This is a genomic window from Tardiphaga sp. 866_E4_N1_4 (assembly GCF_052076075.1).
Taxonomy (GTDB): domain Bacteria; phylum Pseudomonadota; class Alphaproteobacteria; order Rhizobiales; family Xanthobacteraceae; genus Tardiphaga; species Tardiphaga robiniae.
The window spans coordinates 656,630-681,069 of record NZ_CP197242.1; the positions used below are offsets into that span (position 1 = coordinate 656,630).

At 62.6% G+C, this 24,440-nt stretch carries 20 protein-coding genes and 1 pseudogene; 19 read left to right on the forward strand and 2 right to left on the reverse strand.

Features of this window, described 5'->3' with window-relative positions:
• The first annotated feature begins 83 nt into the window (after positions 1-83).
• The 3 genes from pcsA to AB8B20_RS03355 are packed head-to-tail and all read left to right on the forward strand — an operon-like array spanning position 84 to position 2,583.
• On the forward strand, positions 84-818 hold the full coding sequence (gene pcsA / locus AB8B20_RS03345; RefSeq protein ID WP_439071688.1) for a phosphatidylcholine synthase: 735 nt from the start codon (positions 84-86) through the stop codon (positions 816-818).
• Positions 815-1,552, forward strand: a complete 738-nt coding sequence (locus tag AB8B20_RS03350) for a TerC family protein (RefSeq protein ID WP_089264384.1) — start codon at positions 815-817, stop codon at positions 1,550-1,552. Before pcsA ends, AB8B20_RS03350 begins: the two co-directional genes overlap by 4 nt.
• Before the next feature lie 56 nt (positions 1,553-1,608).
• Complete coding sequence (locus AB8B20_RS03355; protein WP_068731670.1) at positions 1,609-2,583, forward strand: quinone oxidoreductase family protein; 975 nt, start codon at positions 1,609-1,611, stop codon at positions 2,581-2,583.
• Between the two features lie 218 nt (positions 2,584-2,801).
• Here AB8B20_RS03355 and rimO read toward each other — a convergent pair whose 3' ends face one another.
• Positions 2,802-4,130, reverse strand: coding sequence for a 30S ribosomal protein S12 methylthiotransferase RimO (rimO, locus tag AB8B20_RS03360; RefSeq protein ID WP_093758613.1), 1,329 nt, complete (start codon positions 4,128-4,130; stop codon positions 2,802-2,804).
• Positions 4,131-4,241: 111 nt separating this feature from the next.
• Here rimO and AB8B20_RS03365 point away from each other — a divergent pair, with 111 nt between their 5' ends.
• Both AB8B20_RS03365 and AB8B20_RS03370 read left to right on the forward strand, forming a co-directional pair.
• On the forward strand, positions 4,242-4,832 hold the full coding sequence (locus AB8B20_RS03365) for an ANTAR domain-containing response regulator (protein ID WP_089264382.1): 591 nt from the start codon (positions 4,242-4,244) through the stop codon (positions 4,830-4,832).
• Positions 4,832-6,001: a CmpA/NrtA family ABC transporter substrate-binding protein gene (locus tag AB8B20_RS03370; protein ID WP_439073019.1), complete on the forward strand. Its 1,170-nt coding sequence runs from the start codon at positions 4,832-4,834 to the stop codon at positions 5,999-6,001. Before AB8B20_RS03365 ends, AB8B20_RS03370 begins: the two co-directional genes overlap by 1 nt.
• Positions 6,002-6,009: 8 nt before the next feature.
• On the opposite strand, the gene AB8B20_RS03375 is transcribed toward AB8B20_RS03370, so the two are convergent.
• Positions 6,010-6,711 (reverse strand): phosphoadenylyl-sulfate reductase, encoded by a 702-nt coding sequence (locus tag AB8B20_RS03375; protein WP_089264381.1) that lies wholly within the window; start codon positions 6,709-6,711, stop codon positions 6,010-6,012.
• Positions 6,712-6,927: 216 nt separating this feature from the next.
• On the opposite strand from AB8B20_RS03375, the gene cysD reads away from it, so the two are divergent.
• From cysD to AB8B20_RS03445, 14 genes and pseudogenes are all read left to right on the forward strand, one after another.
• On the forward strand, positions 6,928-7,767 hold the full coding sequence (gene cysD, locus AB8B20_RS03380) for a sulfate adenylyltransferase subunit CysD (RefSeq protein ID WP_439071689.1): 840 nt from the start codon (positions 6,928-6,930) through the stop codon (positions 7,765-7,767).
• 10 nt (positions 7,768-7,777) lie between these two features.
• Positions 7,778-9,698: pseudogene (gene cysC / locus AB8B20_RS03385) on the forward strand (adenylyl-sulfate kinase).
• A gap of 475 nt (positions 9,699-10,173) precedes the next feature.
• Positions 10,174-11,961 (forward strand): NirA family protein, encoded by a 1,788-nt coding sequence (locus tag AB8B20_RS03390; protein WP_439071690.1) that lies wholly within the window; start codon positions 10,174-10,176, stop codon positions 11,959-11,961.
• Positions 11,958-13,562 (forward strand): sulfite reductase subunit alpha, encoded by a 1,605-nt coding sequence (locus AB8B20_RS03395; protein WP_439071691.1) that lies wholly within the window; start codon positions 11,958-11,960, stop codon positions 13,560-13,562. Before AB8B20_RS03390 ends, AB8B20_RS03395 begins: the two co-directional genes overlap by 4 nt.
• A gap of 438 nt (positions 13,563-14,000) precedes the next feature.
• Positions 14,001-15,098: an ABC transporter substrate-binding protein gene (locus AB8B20_RS03400; protein WP_089264376.1), complete on the forward strand. Its 1,098-nt coding sequence runs from the start codon at positions 14,001-14,003 to the stop codon at positions 15,096-15,098.
• Positions 15,076-16,116 carry an ABC transporter permease gene (locus AB8B20_RS03405; RefSeq protein ID WP_439071692.1) on the forward strand — a complete coding sequence of 347 codons (1,041 nt, stop codon included), beginning with the start codon at positions 15,076-15,078 and terminating at the stop codon, positions 16,114-16,116. The genes AB8B20_RS03400 and AB8B20_RS03405 overlap by 23 nt, the downstream gene beginning before the upstream one ends.
• On the forward strand, positions 16,110-16,901 hold the full coding sequence (locus AB8B20_RS03410) for an ABC transporter ATP-binding protein (RefSeq protein ID WP_439071693.1): 792 nt from the start codon (positions 16,110-16,112) through the stop codon (positions 16,899-16,901). The genes AB8B20_RS03405 and AB8B20_RS03410 overlap by 7 nt, the downstream gene beginning before the upstream one ends.
• Before the next feature lie 116 nt (positions 16,902-17,017).
• Positions 17,018-17,974 (forward strand): NrtA/SsuA/CpmA family ABC transporter substrate-binding protein, encoded by a 957-nt coding sequence (locus tag AB8B20_RS03415; RefSeq protein ID WP_439071694.1) that lies wholly within the window; start codon positions 17,018-17,020, stop codon positions 17,972-17,974.
• 25 nt (positions 17,975-17,999) lie between these two features.
• Positions 18,000-18,866, forward strand: coding sequence for an ABC transporter permease (locus AB8B20_RS03420; RefSeq protein ID WP_439071695.1), 867 nt, complete (start codon positions 18,000-18,002; stop codon positions 18,864-18,866).
• Positions 18,859-19,665 carry an ABC transporter ATP-binding protein gene (locus AB8B20_RS03425; RefSeq protein ID WP_439071696.1) on the forward strand — a complete coding sequence of 269 codons (807 nt, stop codon included), beginning with the start codon at positions 18,859-18,861 and terminating at the stop codon, positions 19,663-19,665. Before AB8B20_RS03420 ends, AB8B20_RS03425 begins: the two co-directional genes overlap by 8 nt.
• A gap of 168 nt (positions 19,666-19,833) precedes the next feature.
• A complete protein-coding gene (locus AB8B20_RS03430) occupies positions 19,834-20,976 on the forward strand; it encodes an acyl-CoA dehydrogenase family protein (protein ID WP_439071697.1) in 1,143 nt (380 codons plus the stop codon).
• Between the two features lie 25 nt (positions 20,977-21,001).
• Positions 21,002-22,096, forward strand: coding sequence for an LLM class flavin-dependent oxidoreductase (locus AB8B20_RS03435; protein ID WP_439071698.1), 1,095 nt, complete (start codon positions 21,002-21,004; stop codon positions 22,094-22,096).
• Positions 22,093-23,037 carry an ABC transporter substrate-binding protein gene (locus AB8B20_RS03440; RefSeq protein ID WP_439071699.1) on the forward strand — a complete coding sequence of 315 codons (945 nt, stop codon included), beginning with the start codon at positions 22,093-22,095 and terminating at the stop codon, positions 23,035-23,037. The genes AB8B20_RS03435 and AB8B20_RS03440 overlap by 4 nt, the downstream gene beginning before the upstream one ends.
• A gap of 238 nt (positions 23,038-23,275) precedes the next feature.
• Positions 23,276-24,316, forward strand: a complete 1,041-nt coding sequence (locus tag AB8B20_RS03445; protein WP_439071700.1) for an aliphatic amidase — start codon at positions 23,276-23,278, stop codon at positions 24,314-24,316.
• The last annotated feature ends 124 nt before the right edge of the window (positions 24,317-24,440 follow it).

Here is a 24,440-nt window from a genome sequence, read left to right on the forward strand (position 1 = left end):
ATCGTTCCCGCGTGATCGGGCGGCCGAGTGCCGCATCGGTGCCTGTGCAAATCGGGCGGATTCCTGCTAGCAATTCCTGGCACATGACCGCTTCGAGTCCGGACCAACTCCCGTCGTCGTCACGATCCGCGCGCGCGGCGGCGTTCTCGGTTCACATCTTTACTGCGCTCGGTGCCGGCGTGGCACTCATTGCCATGATGAGCGCCGTGCGCGGCGAATGGGCTGTGATGTTCGGCTGGCTCGGTTTGGCGCTGATCATTGACGGGCTCGATGGCCCGATCGCCCGACACTTCGACGTCGGCCGCGTGTTGCCGGATTGGTCGGGCGATGCGCTCGATTTCGTGGTCGACTTCCTCACTTACGTGTTCGTGCCGGCCTATGCGATCGCTGCCTCCGGTCTGTTGGTGCCGTGGACAGCGGTGCTGCTCGGTGCCGGGATCGTCATCACCAGCGCATTATATTTTGCCGACAAACGCATGAAGACCGACGACAACCACTTTCGCGGTTTTCCGGCGCTGTGGAACGGGGCGGCGTTCTATCTGTTCCTGCTGCAACCATCACCCGTCATCGCGAGCCTTGCGATGCTGGCGCTGATTGTCCTGACCTTTGTGCCGGTGCATGTGCTGCATCCCGTTCGCGTGACGCGTCTGCGCCGGTTGAACCTGTCGCTGATGGCGATATGGGCTGTGCTGGCCGTCATCACGCTGATACAGAACTTCGCTGTTGCTTGGCCTATTACGGTCGCGCTTTGCGCGATCGCTTTTTACATTGTCTGCGGTGACGCCGTCATCCGCCTCATGAGGCTCTCCAAATCATGATCGAACTGTTTTCCAGCCCCGAAGCCTGGGCCGCGCTCTTGACGCTGACCGCGCTCGAAATCGTACTCGGTATCGACAATGTGATTTTCCTGTCGGTGCTGGTGTCGCGGTTGCCGGAGCCGCAGGCCACCCGCGCACGCCAGATCGGTCTCGCGCTGGCGCTGGTGTTCCGCATTATTCTGCTGAGTGTCCTCGTCTGGCTGATCGGCCTGACCGAACCCGTCATCACGGTGAGAGGCCTCGCCTTCTCCTGGCGCGATCTGATCCTGATCGGTGGCGGTCTGTTCCTGATCGCCAAGGCAACGCACGAGATTCATGCCGAGGTCGAGGCGCGCGAGGGACCCGGCAACGAGAAGCCGGCACCGAACGCCTTTGCCTGGGTGATCCTGCAGGTTATCGTTGTTGATCTCGTGTTCTCGCTCGACTCCATCATCACGGCGATCGGCATGGCGCAGGATATCGAGATCATGGTGGCCGCCGTCATCATCGCCTGTGCGGTGATGTATGTATCGTCCGGACCCGTGGCACGCTTCGTGGCGCAATATCCGACCACCAAGATGCTGGCGCTGGCCTTCCTGGTGCTGATCGGCGTCTCGCTGATGGCGGATGGATTCAAATTCCATATTCCCCGCGGTTACATCTATTTCGCCATCCTGTTCTCGGCGGCGGTCGAGCTGTTCAATGTGCTGGCGAAGCGCAACCGCCGGAAGCGGGCTCAGCCGGGCACTGGTTGACATCACGCGGGTGTTGGTTATCGCTTGAGACCAAAGTCATTCAGGGAGATTGAACGATGACCAAAGCCGTCCGCGTCCACGAGATCGGTGGACCCGAAGTCCTCACTTATGAAGACGTGCAGGTCCCGGCACCGGCTGCGGGCGAGGTGCGCATCCGCCAGCATGCCATTGGTGTCAATTTTATCGATACATACTTCCGCAGCGGCCTCTACAAGGCGCCGCAGCTGCCGTTCATCGCCGGTAATGAAGCATCCGGCGAAGTGATCGAGGTCGGTCCGGGCGTCACCGGCTTTCATCCCGGCGACCGCGTCGCCTATTATTCGGCCCTCGGCAGCTATGCCACCGAGCGCGTATTTGCCGCCGACCGGCTGGTGAAGCTGCCCGATCGTATCACCCACGAGCAGGGCGCCGTGCTGATGCTCAAGGGCCTCACGGTCTGGTATCTGCTGCACAAGACTTTCAAGGTTGAGCCGCATCACCGCGTGCTGATCCATGCTGCAGCGGGCGGCATCGGTCTGCTCGCCTGCCAGTGGGCCAAGGCCATGGGCGCGCATGTGATCGGCACCGTCGGCTCGAAAGAGAAGGGCGAGTTGGCGCTGGCCAATGGCTGCGATCACGTCATCTATTACAACGAAGAGAACTTCGTCGATCGCGTGAAGCAGATCAGCCGTAACGAACTCTGCGACGTGGTCTATGACGGCGTTGGCAAGACCACCTATCCGGGGTCGCTGTCATGCCTGAAGCCACGCGGCATGTGGGTGTCGTTCGGCAACGCGTCGGGTCCTGTGCCGCCATTCGCCATCGCCGAACTCAACAATCACGGCTCGCTGTTCGCGACGCGTCCGAAGCTGAATGACTATGTCGCCAAGCGCTCGGAATTGCTGGAGGGCGCCGACACGCTGTTCTCGGCTGTGATCGACGGCAAGCTGCATGTGCCGATCAATCACGCTTATGCGCTGAAGGATGCGGCCAAGGCGCATGTGGACCTGGAAGCACGCAAGACCACAGGCGCGGTGATTTTGAAGGTGTGAGGTTGCTTTCTTCTCCCTCCCTCAAGCGGCGAAGCCGCGCAGCGGGGAGGGTGGCACGAAGCGAGCGTTCAGCGAGCATCGTGACAGGTGGGGTGGTGCCGCATAGTGTGACGTCACGTGGGGCACCCCCACCCCGGCCTATCGGCCGACCCATGGCGGACGAATTCGTCCGCCAGACCCCACAAGGGGGAGGGATTCCACAGACGCCGACGTTCTAGCTAAAACCCCGCCACCGTCCCGTGCAGATCATACGCATCCGCGCGTTCGATCTTCGCCGTGACGATCTCGCCGACCTTCAGCGGGCGACGCGCCGTGATATAGACCGAACCGTCGATATCGGGAGCGTCCGCCTTCGAGCGGCCCTTCGACACGGTCGGGCCGACCTCGTCGATGATGATCTGCTGGCGCGTTCCGACTTTACGCTTCAAGCGGCGCGCCGAGATTTTCTGCTGACGCTCCATCAACGCATTCCAGCGCTGCTGCTTGATTTCTTCAGGCACCGCATTGGCGATGGCGTTGGAGGTCGCGCCGGCCACGGACTCGTATTTGAATGCGCCGACGCGGTCGATCTGCGCTTCCTCCAGCCAGTCGAGCAGATACTGGAAATCGCTTTCGGTCTCGCCGGGGAAGCCGACGATGAAGGTCGAGCGCAACGTCAGGTCCGGACATTCCTCGCGCCACTTCTTGATCCGTGCCAGCGTCTTGTCCTGCGCCGCCGGGCGCTTCATCGCCTTGAGCACGTCCGGAGCGGCATGCTGGAACGGGATATCGAGATAGGGCAGCACATTCTTGTTGGCATTCATCAAGCCGATGACTTCGTCGACATGCGGATACGGGTAAACATATTGCAGCCGCACCCAGGCGCCGAGTTCGCCGAGCTCCTTGGCGAGATCGTAGAACTTGGCGCGGACCTCACGGTCCTTCCATGGACTGGTAGCGTATTTGATGTCGACGCCGTAAGCCGAGGTGTCCTGTGACACGACCAGCAATTCCTTGACGCCGGCTTTCACCAGCTTCTCGGCTTCGAGCAGGACTTCGTTGGCCGGGCGTGAGACGAGATCGCCGCGCAGCTTCGGAATGATGCAGAAGGTGCAGCGGTTGTTGCAGCCTTCGGAAATTTTCAGATAGGCGTAGTGCCGGGGCGTCAGCTTGATGCCCTGCGGCGGCACGAGATCGATATGCGGATTGTGCACCGGCGGCAGCGCCCGATGCACGGCGTCGAGCACGCTTTCATATTGCTGCGGGCCGGTGATCGACAGCAGGTTGGGATAGGCAGCTTCGATCTGCTCGGGCTCGGCGCCCATGCAGCCGGTGACGATGACCTTGCCGTTCTGCGCCATGGCTTCGCCGATGGCGCCCAGCGACTCCGCTTTGGCGCTGTCGAGGAAGCCGCAGGTGTTGACGATGACGATGTCGGCGCCGTCGTGCTTGCGGGCGAGTTCGTAACCTTCGGCCCGCAGGCGCGTGATGATGCGCTCGGAATCCACCAGGGCCTTCGGGCATCCCAGTGACACAAAGGAGATTTTCGGCGCGGCGGCCTGTTGCATGTTCGATCTGCCTGATTGAGAGGCAGCAGGTAGTCCCATTTGCCCATAATTACAAGGCTTTAAGCCGTGCGCGGGCGTGCTATGGGTATGCTGCATCCATGTGAGTGCCCGATGCCTGCCGACCAGTCGCCCAAAATTGTCATTGTCGACGAAAGCCCGATCCGGGCCGCGATCCTGGAGGAGGGGCTGCGGGAGGCTGGCTATGTGGACGTCCAGCATATCCGGGAGATGCATAACCTGCTGGCCCGGATTTATGCGTTGGATCCGGACGTTATCGTCATTGATCTCGAAAATCCCAGCCGCGACGTGCTGGAACAAATGTTCCAGGTGTCCCGCGCGGTGCGCCGGCCGGTCGCCATGTTCGTCGATCAGAGCGACGCCGAGTCGGCGCGGGCGTCGGTCGAGGCGGGGGTATCGTCATACATCGTGGACGGGCTGAAGAAGGAGCGGATCAAGCCGATCCTCGATCTCTGCATCTCCCGTTTCAACGCCTTCTCCAAACTGCAGGACGAGCTCGAGCGCACCAAGTCGGCGCTGGAGGAGCGCAAGATCATCGACCGCGCCAAGGGCATCGTGATGAAGCTCAAGGGCCTCAATGAAGAGGAGGCTTACGTATTGCTGCGATCCACGGCGATGCGTGAAAAGAAGAAAATCGGTGAGATCGCGCAGTCGATCATCACCGCAGCGGAGTTGCTGAAATGATCGACCACCCGCTTCGCATCGGCTTCATTCCGCTGGCCGACGCCGCCGCCCTGATTGTCGCGGTCGACAAGGGGTTCACGAAGGCCGAGGGGCTGAATGTCGAACTGGTTCGGGAAGTGTCGTGGTCGAATGTCCGCGACAAGCTGAATATCGGCCTGTTCGAAGCGGCGCATCTGCTGGCGCCCGTTGCCATCGCTTCCAGCCTCGGACTCGGGCATGTGAAAGTGCCGATCGTGGCGTCATTCAATCTCGGCATCAACGGCAATGCCATTACCGTCTCGCCGGCGCTACATGCGGCGCTGATGTCGGAACTCGACGGTGACCCGACCGATCCGATGGCCACCGCGCAGGCGCTGCGCCGCGTGGTCGTCGCCCGTGCCCGTGCCGGCGCCGATCCCCTGACCTTCGGCATGACGTTTCCGTTCTCGACGCATAATTACCAGCTCCGTTTCTGGATGGCGGCTGGCGGCGTCGATCCCGATGAGGACGTCCGTCTCGTGGTGCTGCCGCCGCCTTACATGGTCGACAGCCTCGCCAACGGTCACGTCGATGCGTTCTGTGTCGGCGCGCCCTGGAATTCTGTCGCGGTCGATCTCGGCGTCGGCCATATCCTGCATTTCGTCTCCGACATCCTGCTGCGCGCTGCCGAGAAGGTGCTGGCGATGAGGCAGAACTGGGCGGAGAAGAACCCGGACACCGTGGCGGCACTCACCCGGGCGCATGTGAGCGCGGCTGCCTTCATCGAGGCGCCGGAGAACCGCAACGAGACTGCGGCAATTCTCGCCAAGCCCCAATATATCGGCGTCTCGCCGGAGGTCCTGCTGCGGACGCTGGATGGCCGGCTGAAGATTTCACCGGATGGGACCATGCGCGAGAGCGGGCGCTATCTGCTGGTCGGCCGCGAAGGAGCCGGGCGTCCAGATCCCGTTCAGGCCGCCTGGCTCTATGCCCAGATGGTGCGCTGGGGACAGGCCGCGATCAGCCCCGAGGCGCTGAAGATCGCACAGGGTGTGTTCCGCCCCGACCTCTACGATGCCGCGCTCGGTATCACCGGGAGCGCTCTGACTGATGTGCCCGACGCGGTTGGCGCCTTCGCTGGACCGCCATTCGATCCGAGCAACATCGCTGCCCATCTCGCTGCGTTCGAGATCGCGCATATGAAGTCGTAGCGGCGGCGTCAGTTCGCCGATGTGTGGATACCGCATTCCGTTTTGGCGCGGCCGCGCCAGCGGCCGGCGCGGGGGTCCTCGCCAGGCGCGGTGCGGGACGTGCAGGGCATGCAGCCGACCGACGCAAAGCCTGAGGCTATGAGCGGATGCGGCGGCAGCTTCGCCGACGCATAGATCAGCCCGATCTCGTCCGGCGTGACATTGGCGAATGGATTGAATTTCAATTTTGAACCATCGTCCTCGACGACGGGAATGACGGCGCGCGATGCGCCCTGAAATCGTTTGCGGCCGTTGATCCACGCGCTGAACGGCGTCAGTGCCTGCGCCAGCGGCTCGACCTTCCGGATCCGGCAGCAGGTGTCGGGATCGGACGACCATAAATCCCCATCGCTGTCGTGAGCGGCAAGCGCTTCCGCTGCGGGGCGGATCGTTCGGACGTCGCGCAGGCCCAGCGTCAGGATCAGTTGGTCGCGATAGGCGAGTGTCTCCTCGAACATCCAGCCGGTGTCGAGAAACAGCACGGGGATGGCGGGATCGACATCGGCCATCACCTTCAGCAACGCCGCAGACTCCGTGCCAAACGACGATACCAGCGCGAGTCTATCGCGGCCGACGACATCAAGTGCCGCAGCAATCACCTCGGCGGGCGAGGCGGATTGCAGCGCTTGATCGTATTGGACAGCACTTGCGACGGCTCCGGGCGACAGCATCTCGAACTCCTCAACACATCCAGCTTGACTGGAATAAGATTCTATATATCAGTTGTTTGTCGCCCATTAATAGAAAAATATTCTTTCTATTTGAGAAGCGCAGTTTAGATTTTTTGACCCCATAAATCGAGTTCCAGAGATGCACTTTCTCCGAGCGTATCCGCTTCGTGAGCAACGGCGAATCTCACGGCGGTTTTGAGGACCTGGAGAAGGCGTATGACGTCGACCAATCTCGAACGCGTCCGATCGGACGTGCTATCGATGGACCACCTCGATCAACTGGAAGCGCAGAGCATCTACATCCTGCGCGAGGGCTTCGCCCGGCTGAAGAAGCTGGCCTTGCTGTGGTCGCTCGGCAAGGACTCCAACGTCATGATCTGGCTGGCGCGCAAGGCGTTCTTCGGTCACGTACCGTTCCCCGCGCTGCATGTCGATACCGGCAAGAAGTTTCCGGAGATGTACGCCTTCCGCGATCACTATTCGAAGGAATGGGGACTCGACCTCACCGTCGAATATTGCCCGTCGATCGATAGTGTCGATCCGACACTGCCGCCGGCGGCGCGCTCCGCAGCGCGCAAGACCGAAGGCCTCAAACTTGCGTTGGCGAAGCACGGCTTCGACGGATTGATCGCCGGTATTCGGCGGGACGAAGAGGCGACCCGCGCCAAGGAGCGTGTGTTCTCGCCGCGCGGCGTCGAGGGCGGATGGGACGTGCGCGACCAGCCGCCGGAATTCTGGGACCAGTTCAACGCATCGCCGCCGCCCGGTGCGCATCTGCGCATTCATCCGATCCTGCATTGGACCGAAGCCGACATCTGGGCCTACACGGCGCGGGAAAACATCCCGATCATCCCGCTCTATCTGGCCAAAGACGGCAAGCGCTACCGCTCGCTGGGTGATGCCGACATCACCAATCCCGTCGCATCCACCGCCAGCACGATTGCCGAAATCCTGGTCGAGCTCGACGGCACCACGATTCCCGAGCGCGCCGGCCGCGCACTCGATCATGAGACCGAAGACGCCTTCGAGCGACTGCGCGTCGCCGGCTATCTGTAGAGGTGATGCCATGACCAAACCCGTCAATCCGACCTCGCTCGGAATGCCCAACGGCACCACGCGCCCGCAACTGCGCATCGTCATCGTCGGTCATGTGGATCATGGCAAGTCGACGCTGGTCGGTCGCCTGCTGCATGAGACCGGCGGCTTGCCGGATGGCAAGCTGGAGATGCTGAAAGCGGTGAGCGCCCGGCGCGGCATGCCGTTCGAATGGTCGTTTCTGCTCGATGCGCTGCAGACCGAGCGTGACCAGGGCATCACCATCGATACCACGCAGATCCGCTTCCGCACCAAATTGCGCGACGTCATTCTGATCGACGCGCCCGGCCACGCCGAGTTTCTGCGTAACATGATCACCGGCGCATCGCAGGCCGATGGCGCCGTGCTGATCGTCGATGCGCTGGAAGGCGTGCGCGATCAGACCCGGCGCCATGCCTATCTCCTGCATCTCCTGGGCGTGAAGCAGGTTGCCGTTGTCGTCAACAAGATGGACCGCGTCGATTTCAGCGCCGAGCGCTTTCAGGCGATCAGCGACGAAATTTCGGCGCATCTCATCGAACTCGGCGTCACGCCTGCTGCGGTGATTCCGATTTCGGCGCGCGATGGCGATGGCGTCGCCACCCATACCGACCGTATCGGCTGGTATCGCGGGCCGACCGTCGTGGGGGCGCTCGATGCGCTGAAGCCGGCACTCGCGCTTGATGAATTGCCGCTGCGGCTACCGGTACAGGCGATCTACAAGTTCGACGACCGGCGCATCGTGGCCGGTCGTATCGAGGCTGGTCATCTGGCTGTCGGCGACGACGTGGTGATCATGCCCGCCGGCAAGCGGGCAAAGATCAAGAGCGTGGAGCGCTGGTCGGCGATGCCGCTGGAAGGCGAGCACGGCGCAGGGCGATCCGTCGGTATCACGCTCGACCGCGAACTGTTCGTCGAGCGCGGCGACGTGATCGCGCATGCTGGCGCGGTGCCATCGGATACACGACGACTGCGGGCGCGGATCTTCTGGCTGCACGACCAGCCGCTGACAGCGGGATCGTCGATCCTGGTGCGGCTCGGCGTGCGCGAAGTGCGCGGCCGTGTAGTCGCGATCGAGAAGGCGATCGATCCCGGCGAACTGGCCAGTGTCGAGACCAAACAGATCGCCCGCAATCACGTCGGCGAAATCGAGATCGCACTGTCAACCGGTCGCCGCCGATCGCTATGTCGACAATCCGCGCACCGGACGTCTCGTGATCGAGGTCGGCGGCCGGATCGCCGGTGGCGGTCTCGTCCTGTCCATCGATGCTGCCCAACGCGCGGCGTCGTCGGACATCGTGCCGGTGCAGTCGGCACTGCAGCCTGAGGAACGTTCGGCGCGCTATCGCCATCAAGGCGCGGTGGTGTGGTTTACGGGATTGCCGGGATCGGGCAAGTCGACGCTGGCGCGCGCGCTGGAGCACCGTCTGTTCGCCAAAGGCGGTTCGCCGATCCTGCTCGACGGCGACACGCTGCGCGCCGGACTCAATCGCGACCTCGGCTTCTCCGCCGCCGATCGCAGCGAGAATGTCCGGCGGCTGGCAGAGATGGCCGGCCATCTCGCCCGCAACGGTCATATCGCCATCGTCGCGGCTGTCTCACCCTCGCGCGGCGACCGCGCCGAGGCCCGCAGCGCGGTCGATACTGCATTTCGCGAGATCTATGTCGCGACTCCGGCAGAGATCTGCGAGCAGCGCGATCCCAAGGGGCATTACGCCAAGGCCCGCGCCGGCGACCTGCCGGGCTTCACCGGTATCGCCAACGACTATCAGGCGCCGGAGACGGTCGAGCTGCGGATCGACACGTCAACGGTCGATGTGGGTCGCGCGATAGATGGCATCGAGGACATGCTGCGGCAGACGCAAGTGCTGGACGACGGAACCGCCGATCTGGCGGCGTTCGAGGCGGTCTAACGGCTTAGGCCCGCGCTCACTTTTGCACGTCATGGCGAGGTCAAGGAAAGCTGGTTCGCCAGCTTTCCTCTTACCGAGGCGGCAATCCGAAAGGCCACGCGCCCAGGCTGGATGGCTTCGTCGCGCGGGCCCTTCGCAACGACAGCTGCCATTGACGTTCCCACCGTCTAATTATTGAGCGTGCGGTGCACAAACGCTGGCACCGAACAGGCGGTTTTCGCCTGACCTTGACCTCAATGCCCTGATTTCTTGACGTTTTTCCTCCGAGGACGATCTGGCACGAGACTTGAATGTCTCTAGTCAACCGGCGTTCGCTGATGCCCGCCGGCCAGTTCAGATGGATTTCCGCAGCAACGAGGCTGATCGGATCGCTTCCAGACTTCAAGCCGGCGCGACGCGCTGACCTGAGCCTGTGCGGTCCGCGATCCTTATCCCCGTTGAAGCCACGCTGTGGCCCGCAGGAGCTTCGTCCCGCATGAAAATTGAAACGCTCTCCATCGACTTTACTGACGAACAGAAGCGCTACCTCGAAGGCTTTTCGACCGGGCTGCAGATCAGCCGTGTCGGCAAGGGTCTCGGCGGCGCTGCGTCAGCCAAAGCCAATGCGGAGCCGACCGGACCGGATGCGCCGCATATCAAGGCGCAGGATCGCACCATCGCGTCGGGCAAGAAGCTGGTCGAGCAGGAGAAATGGAAGCGCGAGGAACATCCGTTCGACGCCTATCCGCGGCTGCGCGATCAGGCCGCGACCGATGCGCGGCCATCGCCGGCCGACAATTTTCGCTGGCGCTATTACGGCATCTTCTATGTCGGGCCAACGCAAGACTCCTATATGTGCCGGCTTCGGATCCCGAACGGCATCATGAAGCACTGGCAGCTTGCGGGTCTTGCCGATCTCAGTGACGAGCTCTGCGGTCCGTTTTCCCATGTGACCACGCGCGCCAATCTGCAGGTGCGCGAGATTCCGCCGAAACATGCGGTGAAGCTGATCGAGGGTATCCAGGATCTCGGTCTGTGCTCACGCGGCTCCGGGGCCGACAACATCCGCAACGTCACGGGCACGCCGACCGCCGGCATCGACCCGCAGGAACTGCTGGACACGCGGCCCTATGCGCGCGAGTGGCACTATCACATCCTCAATGACCGCACGCTGACCGGCCTGCCGCGCAAATTCAACGTTGCCTTCGACGGCGCCGGCAAGATCGCCGTGCTGGAGGACACCAACGACATCGCCTTTCAGGCCGTCGAAGTGAAGGATGGCTTCGGCGTCGCACCCGGTGTCTGGTTCAAGCTCGGCATCGGCGGCATCACCGGTCACAAGGATTTCGCCACCGATACCGGCATCATCGTGAGACCGGAGGACTCCACCAAGGTGTCCGACGCCATCGTGCGCGTCTTCATCGATCTCGGCGACCGCACCAATCGTCTCAAGGCGCGGCTGAAATACGTGATCGACGGCATGGGCATGGAGAAGTTTCTGACCATCGTCGAGGAGAAGCTCGGCGCGCCGTTTACCCGCGTTCCGGAGGACGCGTTGCTGCCGCGCCCAAGCTTCGACCGCACGGCGCATATCGGCGTGCACAAGCAGAAGCAGGATGGGTTGAACTGGATCGGCGTCGTGTTGCCGCTGGGCAAGGTGACGACCGATCAGATGCGGGGGCTTTCGAAGATTGCGGCCGATCTCGGCGACGGCGATATCCGCCTGACAGTGTGGCAGAACCTGCTCATCCCCGGCGTGAAAGACGCGAATGTCGCGCTGGCGACTGCGGCCATCGAAGCCCTCGGCCTTGCCATCAAGACCACCGAGATCCGCGCCGGCCTGATCGCCTGCACCGGCCGCGCCGGTTGCAAGTTCGGCAATGCGGATACCAAACGCACGGCGACGAACATCGCCGAATGGTGTGATACCCGCGTCGAGGTCGATACGCCGATCAATATCCATCTCACCGGCTGCCATCATTCCTGCGCGCAGCATTACATCAGCGACATCGGCATGATCGGCGCGCGTATCCCCGTCGATGACAGCGACGATACGCTGGATGGCTTCCACATCTTCACCGGCGGCGGTTTCGGCCCGCACGCCGATGTCGGGCAGGAGGTCTATCAGAACGTGAAGTCCGAGGACGCGCCTATCGTCGTCGAGCGGCTGCTGAAAGCCTATCTCGCCCACCGCGCGTCGCCGGATGAAACTTTCCTCACTTTCTCGCGCCGTCACGACGCGGCTTCGTTGCGCAAGCTCGCTGATGAACAGGTGTCCGCATGAACCAGATGACGCCGCCGCCCAAACTCGAGATCATTCCTGCGTCTGCGCCGTTCTCGGAAGCACAACGCTCCTGGCTGAACGGCTTCTTCGCCGGCCTGCTGTCCGATGCGCCGGCGACGCCGCTCTCTGCAGAGCAGGGCGCCGCGATCATGGAAGAGGACGACGGTGCGCCGTGGCATGATCAGACCATGCCGATCGCCGATCGCATGAAGCTCGCCGAAGGCAAGCCGGTTCGTCGCAAGATGATGGCGGCGATGGCGCAGCAGGACTGCGGCCAGTGCGGCTATAACTGCAACGACTATTCCGACGCGATCGCCTCCAAGGCCGAAGCGCGGCTGAATCTCTGCGTGCCCGGCGGCAAGGAGACCGCGCGGATGCTGAAGTCGCTCTATGAAGAGCTCGACAAGGTGCCGGCTGGCGCTGCGCCCACGGCAGCAGCTACGACTGCTGCAGAACCGGTCGAAGTCGCGGCGCCGGATCCGTCGACGCTCGGCCGCTCGCGCGACAATCCCGCACCCGCGGTGTTTCTCGGTCGCCGCCTGCTCAATGGCAAAGGCTCCGAAAAGGAGACCTGGCATATCGATTTCGATCTGTCGGGCTTCGGCCTCGATTACGTCGTCGGCGACAGTTTCGGTATCTTTGCGTCGAACGATCTCGGTCACGTCGACCAGATCATCGCTCTGCTCGGCGCGTCGCATATGACGGAAGTGCGTGGCAAGACGCTGCGTGAAGTGCTGCAATACGACGTCTCGCTGGCCCCGGCACCGGACAGCCTGTTCGAGCTGATGTCCTATCTCACCGGCGGGGCACAGCGCGCCAAGGCACGCGCATTGGCGCAGGGGGAAGACCCCGATGGCGATGCGGCAACGCTCGACGTGATGGCTGCGCTGCAGAAATTCTCTGGCGTGCGTCCGCATCCGGAAGCTTTCATCGAGGCGCTGGAGCCACTGCAGCCGCGGCTCTACTCGATCTCGTCATCGCACAACGCCACGCCCGGCAAACTGTCTCTCACCGTCGATATCGTTCGTTACATGGTCGGCAAGCGGAAGCGCCATGGTCTGGCCTCGAGCTTCCTCGCCGATCGCATCCAGCCCGGCGACGAGCTCAAGGTCTATGTCCAGAAGGCGCACGGTTTCGCGCTGCCGGAAAATCCGGAGACGCCGATCATCATGGTGGGGCCGGGCACCGGAATCGCGCCGTTCAGGGCGTTCCTGCACGATCGCAAGGCCACCAAGGCGCCAGGCAAGAACTGGCTGTTCTTCGGTCACCAGCGCAGCGCCTCGGATTTCTTCTATGCCGACGAACTCAATGGCATGAAGACCGAAGGCTTCCTCACACGGTTGTCGCTGGCCTGGTCGCGCGACGCCGGCGAGAAGTTCTACGTGCAGGATCGCATGCGCGAGGTCGGCCGCGACGTCTGGACGTGGCTCGCCGAAGGCGCCCATGTCTATGTCTGCGGCGATGCCAAGCGCATGGCCAAGGATGTGGAGCGGGCTCTGGTCGATATCGCCGCCCAGCATGGCGCGCGTTCGACCGACGAGGCGGTGATGTTCGTCAGTGAGCTGAAGAAGAAGGGACGATTTCAGCTCGACGTATATTGAAGGCACGCTGCCCCCTCAGTCGTCATTGCGAGGAGCGAAGCGACGCGGCAATCCAGGAGCTACAAGCGAAGGAAGACTGGATTGCTTCGCTGCGCTCGCAATGACGGCTGTGAGAGAGGGCGCTCGGGGCGATATCGAGAAGGTCTGTTCTGTATTAGCCAGTAAGCAGAGAATGCTTCTTCGCTGCGAAATAGCTTGCTCCTCAACGGCCCTGGATATTGGAGATAATCTCTCCATCCTGCGCGACATTCAAAATACCATTTTATTGACCGAAGCCGCCGCGCTGCGCATCCTCGTACCATTGAAATCACAGGGGCGGGAGTCGTCGGACTCTCACGGCTGAGCTTCCACTCAACACATTGACCATCGCATCAGCGCGAGCCGCAACACCATGCGTTGCGGCCATGGGCAGCGCTGCGCCGATCGCAAGGAGACCAGATGTCGAACGATGATCACAACCGCAAGCCGCTGATGGATCGCCGGTCGCTGCTGCGCGGCGGCGCTGCAGCCGCACTGGCCGCGCCACTCGGCGTATGGGGCGCGCAGGCGTTTCCGTTTCGGCAGGCGCCACCCATCGATTTTTCCGAATTTCCGATCTGCAGGACCGCATCGGAGGCGCCCGTGCTCACCGGTGCACCGCGCAAATTGAAGCTCTCCTGGAATGCCGGCGCGGTCTGCCTTGCGCCGCTGCCGGTCGCCATCGATCATGGTTTCTTCCAGAAGCAGAACCTTGACGTCGAGTTGGTCAATTACAGCGGCTCGACGGACCAGCTTCTCGAAGCTATTGCCACCGGGAAATCCGATGCGGGCCTGGGTATGGCGCTGCGCTGGCTAAAGCCGCTGGAACAGGGCTTCGACGTCAAGATCGTCGCCGGCACCCATGGCGGCTGCCTGCGCGCGCTGGCGCCGGCGAAGTCGGAAGTGAAGAGCGTTGCGGATTTCAAGGGCAAGACCATCGCCGTCGGCGATATGGCCGGCCCCGACAAGAACTTCTTCTCGATCCAGCTCGCGAAAGCCGGACTTAATCCGGACAAGGACGTCGAGTGGCGGCAATATCCCGGCAACCTGGTGCGGCTCGCCGTGGAGAAGGGCGAGGCACAGATCGGGCTCGCCTCCGATCCGCTGGCCTATCTCTGGCTCAAGGACGGCGAACTGAAGGAAGTCGGCTCCAATCTCGATGGCCCCTACAAGGATATCAGTTGCTGCATCGTTGGCGTGCGTGGCAGCCTGCTGCGTGACGATCCTCTGGTCGCACGCGGCCTGACGCAGGCGCTGCTCGATGCTGCGATGTTCGCGTCGCAGAATCCGGAGAAGGCGGCGAAGTCGTTCCAGCCCTATGCGCCGAAGAATGCGACCATCGAAGATCTGCTGGGCATGGTGAAGTATCACACCCATCATCACCATCCCGTCGGCGATGCGCTGAAGCGCGAGCTGAAATCCTACGCCGACGATCTCAAGACGGTTTCGGTATTCAAGCCGTCAACCGACACCACCAAATTCGCGGAGCGCATCTATGCCGACGTATTCCGCGTCTGAGATCTCATCGCTTGGCGGTGACCGCGAGACCGCGCTTATTGCTGGCGATGGTGGACTTCAATTCGTCAACAAGCTTCGTTTCAGCATCACGGGGATCGGGGCAGGGCTCGCCTGGCTGGCTTTCGGCCTGTCGTGCCTGCGATGGCCGGATATCGGCGACTGGCCACGCACCGAAGCAGTGGCCTATACGGCATTCGCGATTGCTGGCGGCATCGCGATTGCAACCACAGCGCAGGCAGCGCTCGGCAAGTTCGGCGACGGCGTGCAGCGACGCGCGCCCTGGCTGTTTGCCTTGGGAGCGTTCCTGACGCTGTGGGAGCTTGCGACGGCGAAATTCGGCTGGCTGCCGCTGCCGTTCTTTCCGCCACCGCAGTCCATCGTCGAGGTCTATACCGACGACCTGCCGAAACTGCTCGATAGCGCTTTCGCCTCGGTGAAGCTGCAGCTTGGTGGCTACTTCATCGGCGCGGTCGTAGGCTTCTTCACCGGCGTCTCCATCGGCTGGTCACGGCTCGCGGGCTACTGGGTGCATCCGATCCTGCGCTTCATCGGACCGTTGCCGGCGACGGCCTGGTTGCCGATCGCGTTCTTCACGTTCCCGTCCGCCTGGAGCGCCAGCACGTTTCTGATTGCGCTGGCCACCGGCTTTCCGGTGACGGTGCTGACCTGGTCGGGCGTAGCCAGCGTCAGCACCGCCTATTACGACGTCGCACGAACGCTCGGCGCCAAGCCGTCTTTCCTGGTGACCAAGGTCGCAATCCCGGCGGCGCTGCCGCATGTGTTCGTCGGTCTGTTCATGGGGCTCGGTGCGTCCTTCGCGGTGCTGGTTGTGGCCGAGATGATCGGCGTCAAGGCCGGGCTTGGCTTCTATCTGCAATGGGCGCAGGGCTGGGCGTCCTACAACAACATGTATGCGGCGCTGATCGTGATGTCGTTGCTTTGCTCCGGCGCGATCACGCTGCTGTTCAAGGTGCGCGACCGCCTGCTGGTCTGGCAGAAGGGTGTCGTCAAATGGTAGCTCTGGCAAAGCCGTTTCAGCCCGTAGCGACCGGCGCGTCGCTCGACATCAAGGGTGTCAGCCACGCCTTCGATATCGACGGCAGCGTGCTGCCGGTGCTCGACGATGTCAGCATCAGTGTCTCGCCCGGCGAGTTCGTAGCGCTGCTTGGCCCCTCCGGTTGCGGCAAGTCCACGTTGCTGCGATTGGTGGCGGGTCTCGAGCCGCCGCGTGCCGGCGCGCTGGAAGAAGATGGCGTTGCCATCACCGGACCTTATCCGTCCCGCGTCGTGGTGTTTCAGGATCCGACGCTATTTCCGTGGCGGACGGTGTGGGACAATGTCGCGCTCGGGCTGGAAGCGCAGGGCGTACTCAAGACGCAGCGTCACCGCGTCGATGCGGCGATCGATCTCGTAGGCCTCGGCGCATTCAAGAAAGCCTATCCGCATCAGCTCTCGGGCGGCATGGCACAGCGTGTCGCGCTTGCAAGGGCGTTGGTCAACGATCCGCGTATCCTCGTACTGGATGAGCCGCTTGGCAAACTGGATTCGCTGACGCGCATCACCATGCAGGCCGAGTTGGTCTCGCTGTGGCAGCGCAACGGCTTCACGGCACTGCTGGTAACCCATGACGTGGAGGAGGCGCTGTTTCTCGCCAACCGCGTCATCGTGTTCAGCGATCGTCCCGCGCGGGTAACGGCGGATATCACGGTCGACCGGCCCTATCCGCGCCATCGCGGCGATCCGCATCTGGCCGAGCTGCGACGGCAGATCCTGGGACTGCTCGGGCTGGACGCGACGTGGTGAGCTCGTCCCGAATATGGTCCGTTGCGGGCGAGGGCACGCTCCACCGATAGCTGTATACGAGGCATGGTTATTGCATTCCTTTTGGGCTGGCACACGGTTCAGCCCAAGGGAATGACATGTACAGCACCAACCGACGTGATTTCATCCGCCTGGCGGCCATTGCCGCGGCGCTGTCCACGACCAGCATCAAGGCCTTCGCCGCCGACCGCGTGGTCAAGATCGGAACGCTGAAGCTCATTCACGGCGTCACGCCGTATTTCTACGAGAAATTCGCGCCGGATGGCGTCAAGTTCGAGGTGATCCCGTTTGAAACCCCGACCGACGGCAAGAACGCCGTCGTGACCGGCACTGTCGATTTCGGCATCTTCGGTTTTGCCGCGGCGACGCTCGGCGGCGCCAATGGCGAGCCGGTTGTCGTCATCGCATCTGCCTGCAATCGGGGCATGGCGGTCGTCGCCAAGAAAGATTCCGGGATCAACACGATCAAGGACCTGAAGGGAAAGAAGGTCGCGATCCTGCCGGGCTCGACCCAGGAAGTCGTGATCCTCGATCGTCTCTCCGCCGAAGGCATGACCGTGAAGGATGTCGAGTCCGTGCGTCTGTCGTTCAGCGACATGGCGCCGGCGCTCGCCCGCGGCGACATCGACGCCTATGTGGGCGCCGAGCCCGGGCCAGGCATCAGCCTCGCCAATGGCGTCGGCCAGATCGTCGAATATCCCTACACCACGCCGACCGGTTCGCTGAACATGGTGCTGGCCACCCGCCGCGAACTGATCGAGAAAGATCCGGAACTGATCAAGGCGCTGCTCAAGACCCACCGCCTGGCCAGCGAATATGCCATGAAGGACCGCGAGGCCTTTATCGCCATCGCCATGCAAAAGCTCGGCCAGCAGAAGCCGTCGATCGAGAAGGCCGCACCGAATGTGGAGCTGACCTGGAATATCGACGACCAGTTCATGAAGCAGGCAGAATATTACGGCGGCCAGATGCTGGCCAAGAAGCAGATCCGGCAGTTGCCGGACTACAAGACCTTCATCGACGCCAGCTTCGTGAAGGCGCTGGCGGCTACGTGAGCGCGTCGTGAGCCTGCAAAGCACGATGGACGATACATCCAACAGCGTACAGCTTGCGCCGGCAGCGGAGACCCCGCCGGTGCCTGCGGCCGGGAAGCGCGGGCAGGGCGTGCAGCGGGCGCGCACAGTTGCGCTCGCGCTGATCGTGCCGGTTTGCCTGATGGTGGTCTGGGACGTCATGGTGCGCTGGACCGGCACGCGACTGGTGCCGTCGCCCTATGGCGTTGCCGTGATGATGTGGGATTTCGCTTTCGGCGGAATCTATGACGACGCCTACAGCGCCAGCCTGCCGATCCATTTCTGGAAAAGCGTGCAGCGTGTCTATGGCGGCTTTCTCTGTGCGGCGGCGGTCGGCATTCCGCTCGGGCTGATGATCGGGCGCATGCCGCTGCTGCGCAAGCTGCTCGATCCCACGCTGTCGCTGCTGCGGCCGATCCCGGTCACGGCATGGCTGCCGCTGTCGATGATCTTCTTCGGACTAGGTCCGCGCGCGGCTATCTTCCTGGTGTTTCTCGGCGCGTTCTTTCCGATCCTGCTCAATACGGTTTTCGGGGTGCGATCCGTCGATGTCAGGCTGTTCGAGGCTGCGGAAATGCTCGGCTGCAGCGGCGCGCAGCAGTTCCGCTCCGTCGTTTTACCGGCAGCGCTACCGAGCATCTTCAACGGCCTTCGTCTCGGTGCCGGTTTCGCTTGGATACTGATCGTGGTGGGCGAAATGACCGGCGTGCCCGAAGGGCTCGGCGCTGTCATCATGGATGGCCGCACACTGTCGCGCACCGATCTCGTGATCACCGGCATGATCATCATCGGCATCACTGGATTCGTGTCGGATCGCATCCTGCTGATGCTCAGCAACTACTTCCTCCGGTGGAGCCCGCAGCATCATGCTTGATCGACCGACGACAACTGCGCCTGATATCCTCGAGGTCAGCGACGTCAGGAAAATCTATCAAGCCTCCAACGGTCCGGTCGAGGCGTTGCGCGCTGTCAATCTGACCATCCGCAAAGGCGAGTTCGTTTGCCTGCTCGGCGCGTCCGGTTGCGGCAAATCCACATTGCTGCGTATCGTCGCCGGCTTCGAGAAGGCGACTGAGGGCTCGGTCACCATGTACGGCTTTCCGGTCGACAAGCCGGGGCCAGATCGCGGTATGGTGTTCCAGGATTACGCGCTGTTTCCATGGCTCACGGTTCGCGACAATATCGGCTTCGGCCCCAAACATCGCCGTGTCGCGAGCAAGGTCGTGAGCGAACTCACCGACAAATTCATGGCCATGGTCGGACTGACCGCCTTCGCCGATCGCTACCCGCACCAGCTCTCCGGCGGCATGAAGCAACGCGTCGCCATCGCGCGAGTTCTGAGCAACGACACCGACGTGCTGCTGATGGACGAGCCGTTCGGCGCGCTGGATGCGCTGACCCGCAGCAAGCTGCAGGAGGAACTCGTTGAGATCTGGCGCACCACCGGCCTTACTGTGATTTTCGTGACCCATTCGGTCGAGGAAGCCGTGATGCTGGCGGATCGCGTCATCGTGATGTCGGCGGGGCCGGGCCGGATCGATTGCGAAATCGAGGTCGATCTGCCGCGCCCGCGCGATGTCGCATCGCCGGAGTTCAACGCGTTGCGGCGCGAGGTGACGCAGAAGCTCACGAGCCATATCGCCGGCAGTCGGGGCAAGGCGGCAGATTCCTGAATCGGGCTTCAAAATCGCGCGAATAAAATTCTCGCCTGAGGTCACCGGAGAGAATTTTCACCTGTGGGTCTGAGGCCCATCAGTCCCGCTGTCGTTATTTCCGAGTACCGCTTGTAACGCCTGCCGAACGGCATTCTCTAGGGTTAGAGAAGCCGAAAGCAATACAATATGGACGCGGTTCCCAGCATTATTGACAGAGTTAATTTGCTCGTTCCAGGATTTGCGGAACGAGCGCCATCGCATGATCGTGCGGCAAGTTTTCCATTCGAGAATTTTCAGGAACTGTCCGAGGCGGGCCTTCTGGCGCTGCCGGTGCCAAAGGCGCTGGGCGGCGTGGGCGCCGGGGTGCGCGAGGCTGCGCGCGTCGTAAACGCGGTTGGCAAGGCCGATGCCGCGACCGCGCTTGTATTGGCGATGCACTATATCCACCATCTGGTCATCACGCGGAATGGCAACTGGCCTGCGCATCTGGCGCAGCGGGTGTCGCGGGACGCCGTGAATGGTCTGGCGCTGATCAACGCATTGCGCGTCGAGCCTGATCAGGGATCGCCATCGCGGGGTGGTCTGCCTCAAACCACAGCAAAGCGCACGGCCGAAGGCTGGCGCATGACCGGCCGCAAGATCTATTCGACCGGTGCGCCGATCCTCAAATGGTACACTGTATGGGCCAAGACGGACGAGCCGGAAGTGCGGGTCGGCGTCTTTCTGGTGCCGGCGGGTCTGCCAGACACCGAGATCGTCGAGACCTGGGATCATCTCGGTCTGCGCGCCAGCGGCAGCCATGACGTCGTGTTCGACGACGTGCTCCTTCCGCTCGACCATGAAGTGGATCTGCGCCGTCCCAGTGATTGGGGTGCGCCGGATGTGTCGCAGGCGACCATCCAGGCTGTGCTGGTGGGCGCCGTCTATGACGGCGTTGCACGCGCTGCTCGCGACTGGCTGATCGACTTTCTCAAGACCCGCACGCCATCGAGCCTCGGCGCGCCGCTGGCGACGCTACCGCGAGCGCAGGAGATTGTCGGCGGTATCGAGGTGAAGCTCGCGGTTAATGCGCGGCTGCTCGATACGTTTGCACGCGACATCGATGAGGGTGTCGCACTGACGTCGGTCGAGGCGAATATCCTCAAACTCACGGTTACCAATAATGCCGTGGCTGTCGTCGAGGACGCGCTGTCGCTGACCAGCAATCACGGACTGACCCGTGCCAATCCGCTGGAGCGGCATTATCGCGACGTGCTGTGTGGCCGCGTGCACACGCCGCAGGACGACAGCACCAAGATTTCCGCCGGACGCATCGCGCTCGGCATCTGAACAACAGCAGGAAGTGGAGAGACCCATGTCCGTCGAATTTATCGGCTTCATCACCAATAATGACGCATCCGAAACCCGCGTCCGCTCCGGTCCGATCCTCGATCCCGCCTATATCGAGACCGTCGCGAAGGCGCATGAGCTCGCCGGCTTCGACCGCGCGCTACTCGCCTTCCATTCGACCACGCCGGACGGCCTGCAGGTCGCCCAGCATGCGCTCGGCGTCACCGAGAAGCTGAAGATGATGATCGCGCAGCGTCCGGGTTTCACCGCGCCGACGGTGCTGGCGCGCCAGCTCGCCACCATCGAGAATTTCCACCATGGCCGCGTCTCGCTGCATGTCATCACCGGCGGCAATGCCAAGGAGCTGCGGCAGGACGGCAATACGCTTGACGACAAAGACGAGCGTTATGCACGCACCGGCGAGTGGCTCGACATCATCAAGCAGGAATGGACGAGCGAGAAACCATTCGACTATGCCGGCAAGTATTATCAGGTCGAGGGCGGCTTTTCACAGGTGAAGCCGACCGTGCCGATCCATGTCTTCGTCGGCGGCGCGTCAGATGCGGCCATCGACGTGTCGGGCAAACATGCCGATACGTTCGCGCTGTGGGGTGAATCCTATGCGCAGGTGCGCGACGTCACCGGCCGCGTGCGGGCCGCTGCTGCCAAGTATGGTCGTCCGGCGCCGCGTTTCAGCCTGTCGGTGCGTCCGATCATCGCCGACACCGAGGAGAAAGCCTGGGCCAAGGCCGACGACATTCTCGCCCGCGCCACCGCGCTGCAGGACAAGACCGGCTATCGCAAGCCGGCCGATGGCCATGCCACTGCCGGCGCCAAGCGCCTGCTGGCTCTGGCCGAGCAGGGCACCCGCATTGACAAGCGGCTGTGGACCGAGATGGCGGCGCTCACCGGCGCCAACAGCAACACCACCGCGCTGGTCGGCACGCCCGAGCAGGTCGCCGAAGTGTTCGCCGACTATTACGATCTCGGCGTCAGCCATTTCCTGATCCGCGGCTTCGATCCCCTGATCGACGCCATCGATTACGGCCGCGAACTGATCCCGCGCACCCGTGAGCTGATTGCGGCGCGTGACGCCGCCAAGGGAGTTGTCGCAGCATGAAACGGCTTGTTCTCGCCGCCGGTCTGATCCTCGCGGCGTTTGCCACTTCCGCCCACGCCGAGACCACGCTGATCGTTGGCGACCAGAAGGGCAATGCGCGCGCCGTGATGGAAGCATCCGGCGTGCTGAAGGACGTGCCTTACAAGATCGAGTGGAAGGAGTTCGCCGCGGCAGCGCCGCTGCTGGAAGCGCTCGGTGCCGGCGCACTCGATAGCGGGCTGGTCGGCGATGCGCCCTTCACCTTTGGCGCAGCGGCCAATGTGCCGGTCAAGGCAATCGGTGCGATCCGGCAGACCGGCGACGGCCTCGCCGTGCTGGTGCCGAAGGACTCGACGATCAAGAGCTTCGACGATTTGAAGGGCAAGAAGATCGCCACCGGCCGCGGCTCGATCGGGCATCAGCTCATTCTCGCCGCGCTGGAACAAAAGGGCTGGACGGCGAGCGATGTGCAGATCGTGTTCCTCGCTCCATCGGACGCCAAGGTCGCTTATACCCGCGGCTCAGTCGATGCGTGGTCGACCTGGGAGCCTTATGTGAGTCAGGAAGAGGTGCTGTTCCAGTCGCGCGTCCTGCTCAATGCCGAGGGCCTGACATCGGGGCTGAGCTTTGTCGTGGCGACGCCGAATGCTATCCGCGACAAGCATGCCGAGCTCGAGGACTATCTCCGCCGCCTCACCGCGGCCCGCGCCTGGGCGCTGAAGAACGCGGACGCCTATGCGCAGACCTGGGGCAAGCTGATGAACGTGGCGCCGTCGGTGCCGCTGAACTGGCTGACACGCGCAAAAATCCGCATCGCACCGATCGACGATGGCGTCGCCGCGGATGAGCAGAAGACCATCGATCTCTATTTGCGCAGCGGACTGATCAAACAGAAGCTCGATGCCAATGCGATCGTGGATCGATCGTTCAACGATGCGATCGGGAAGGGTGCGGGCCTGTAGACTCTCCAGACCCGGCAATTGCTACTTAAACTTTGTCATGCCCGGGCTTGTCCCGGGCATCCACGTCTGTGCCGCAAGCAGTAAAGGCGTGGATGGCCGGGACAAGCCCGGCCATGACGGTGTTTGCATCGAGGACGTCTCGCTGTCGCCAGAGCCACAACCCGCACATCCGTAAATCCACGTATTCCCGGTCTCCCTCCGTCGGCCCACCATCGCCCGGCAACGGAGACCAGCGCAGATGCATCACGGCGATATTTCATCCAGCAAGGACGCGGTCGGCGTCGCCGTCGTGAATTACAAGATGCCGCGGCTTCACACGAAGGCCGAGGTGCTGGCCAATGCGCAGAAGATCGCCGACATGATCGTCGGCATGAAGACCGGTCTGCCCGGCATGGATCTGGTGGTGTTCCCGGAATATTCGACCCAGGGCATCATGTACGACTCCAAGGAAATGTACGAGACCGCCTCGATCGTACCCGGCGAGGAAACCGAGATTTTCGCGGAGGCCTGCCGCAAGGCCAAGGTCTGGGGCGTGTTCTCGCTGACCGGCGAACGCCATGAGCAGCATCCGCACAAGGCGCCGTACAACACGCTGATCCTGATGAACGATCAGGGCGAGATCGTTCAGAAATATCGCAAGATCATGCCATGGGTGCCCATCGAAGGCTGGTATCCCGGCAATTGCACTTATGTCTCCGAGGGGCCGAAGGGCTTGAAGATTTCGCTGATCATCTGCGACGACGGCAACTATCCCGAGATCTGGCGCGACTGCGCCATGAAGGGCGCCGAACTGATCGTGCGTTGCCAGGGCTACATGTATCCCGCCAAGGACCAGCAGGTGCTGATGGCTAAGGCGATGGCCTGGGCCAACAATACCTATGTTGCCGTTGCCAATGCCTCAGGCTTCGACGGCGTCTATTCGTATTTCGGCCATTCGGCGATCATCGGTTTCGATGGCCGCACGCTCGGCGAATGCGGCGAGGAAGATTACGGCATTCAATATGCGGCGCTGTCGAAGTCACTGATCCGCGACGCGCGCCGTACCGGGCAATCGGAGAACCATCTCTTCAAGCTCTTGCATCGCGGCTACACCGGCACGATCAATTCCGGCGAAAGCAACAAGGGCGTCGCGGCGTGTCCGTTCGATTTCTACGCGAACTGGGTCAACAATCCCGACAAGGCGCGGGAGAATGTCGAGGCCTTCACGCGGCCGACGGTCGGTGTCGAGGAATGCCCGATCGAGGGACTGCCACATGAGGGGATGTTGAACGATCGGTAGCCCCAATCTCGTCATTCCGGGGCGGCCGCGCACCTTGCGCGGGCGAACCCGGAATCCCGATATGTTCATCGGCTCGACGTAGCGTGCGGCCGAGAGGCGGTCTCATCTCGAGATTCCGGGTTCG

Coding starts and splice junctions, on each gene's coding strand:
- pcsA (WP_439071688.1), top strand. CDS start 84: ATGACCGCTTCGAGTCCGGACCAACTCCCGTCGTCGTCACGATCCGCG.
- AB8B20_RS03350 (WP_089264384.1), top strand. CDS start 815: ATGATCGAACTGTTTTCCAGCCCCGAAGCCTGGGCCGCGCTCTTGACG.
- AB8B20_RS03355 (WP_068731670.1), top strand. CDS start 1,609: ATGACCAAAGCCGTCCGCGTCCACGAGATCGGTGGACCCGAAGTCCTC.
- rimO (WP_093758613.1), bottom strand. CDS start 4,130: ATGCAACAGGCCGCCGCGCCGAAAATCTCCTTTGTGTCACTGGGATGC.
- AB8B20_RS03365 (WP_089264382.1), top strand. CDS start 4,242: ATGCCTGCCGACCAGTCGCCCAAAATTGTCATTGTCGACGAAAGCCCG.
- AB8B20_RS03375 (WP_089264381.1), bottom strand. CDS start 6,711: ATGCTGTCGCCCGGAGCCGTCGCAAGTGCTGTCCAATACGATCAAGCG.
- cysD (WP_439071689.1), top strand. CDS start 6,928: ATGACGTCGACCAATCTCGAACGCGTCCGATCGGACGTGCTATCGATG.
- AB8B20_RS03390 (WP_439071690.1), top strand. CDS start 10,174: ATGAAAATTGAAACGCTCTCCATCGACTTTACTGACGAACAGAAGCGC.
- AB8B20_RS03395 (WP_439071691.1), top strand. CDS start 11,958: ATGAACCAGATGACGCCGCCGCCCAAACTCGAGATCATTCCTGCGTCT.
- AB8B20_RS03400 (WP_089264376.1), top strand. CDS start 14,001: ATGTCGAACGATGATCACAACCGCAAGCCGCTGATGGATCGCCGGTCG.
- AB8B20_RS03405 (WP_439071692.1), top strand. CDS start 15,076: ATGCCGACGTATTCCGCGTCTGAGATCTCATCGCTTGGCGGTGACCGC.
- AB8B20_RS03410 (WP_439071693.1), top strand. CDS start 16,110: ATGGTAGCTCTGGCAAAGCCGTTTCAGCCCGTAGCGACCGGCGCGTCG.
- AB8B20_RS03415 (WP_439071694.1), top strand. CDS start 17,018: ATGTACAGCACCAACCGACGTGATTTCATCCGCCTGGCGGCCATTGCC.
- AB8B20_RS03420 (WP_439071695.1), top strand. CDS start 18,000: ATGGACGATACATCCAACAGCGTACAGCTTGCGCCGGCAGCGGAGACC.
- AB8B20_RS03425 (WP_439071696.1), top strand. CDS start 18,859: ATGCTTGATCGACCGACGACAACTGCGCCTGATATCCTCGAGGTCAGC.
- AB8B20_RS03430 (WP_439071697.1), top strand. CDS start 19,834: ATGGACGCGGTTCCCAGCATTATTGACAGAGTTAATTTGCTCGTTCCA.
- AB8B20_RS03435 (WP_439071698.1), top strand. CDS start 21,002: ATGTCCGTCGAATTTATCGGCTTCATCACCAATAATGACGCATCCGAA.
- AB8B20_RS03440 (WP_439071699.1), top strand. CDS start 22,093: ATGAAACGGCTTGTTCTCGCCGCCGGTCTGATCCTCGCGGCGTTTGCC.
- AB8B20_RS03445 (WP_439071700.1), top strand. CDS start 23,276: ATGCATCACGGCGATATTTCATCCAGCAAGGACGCGGTCGGCGTCGCC.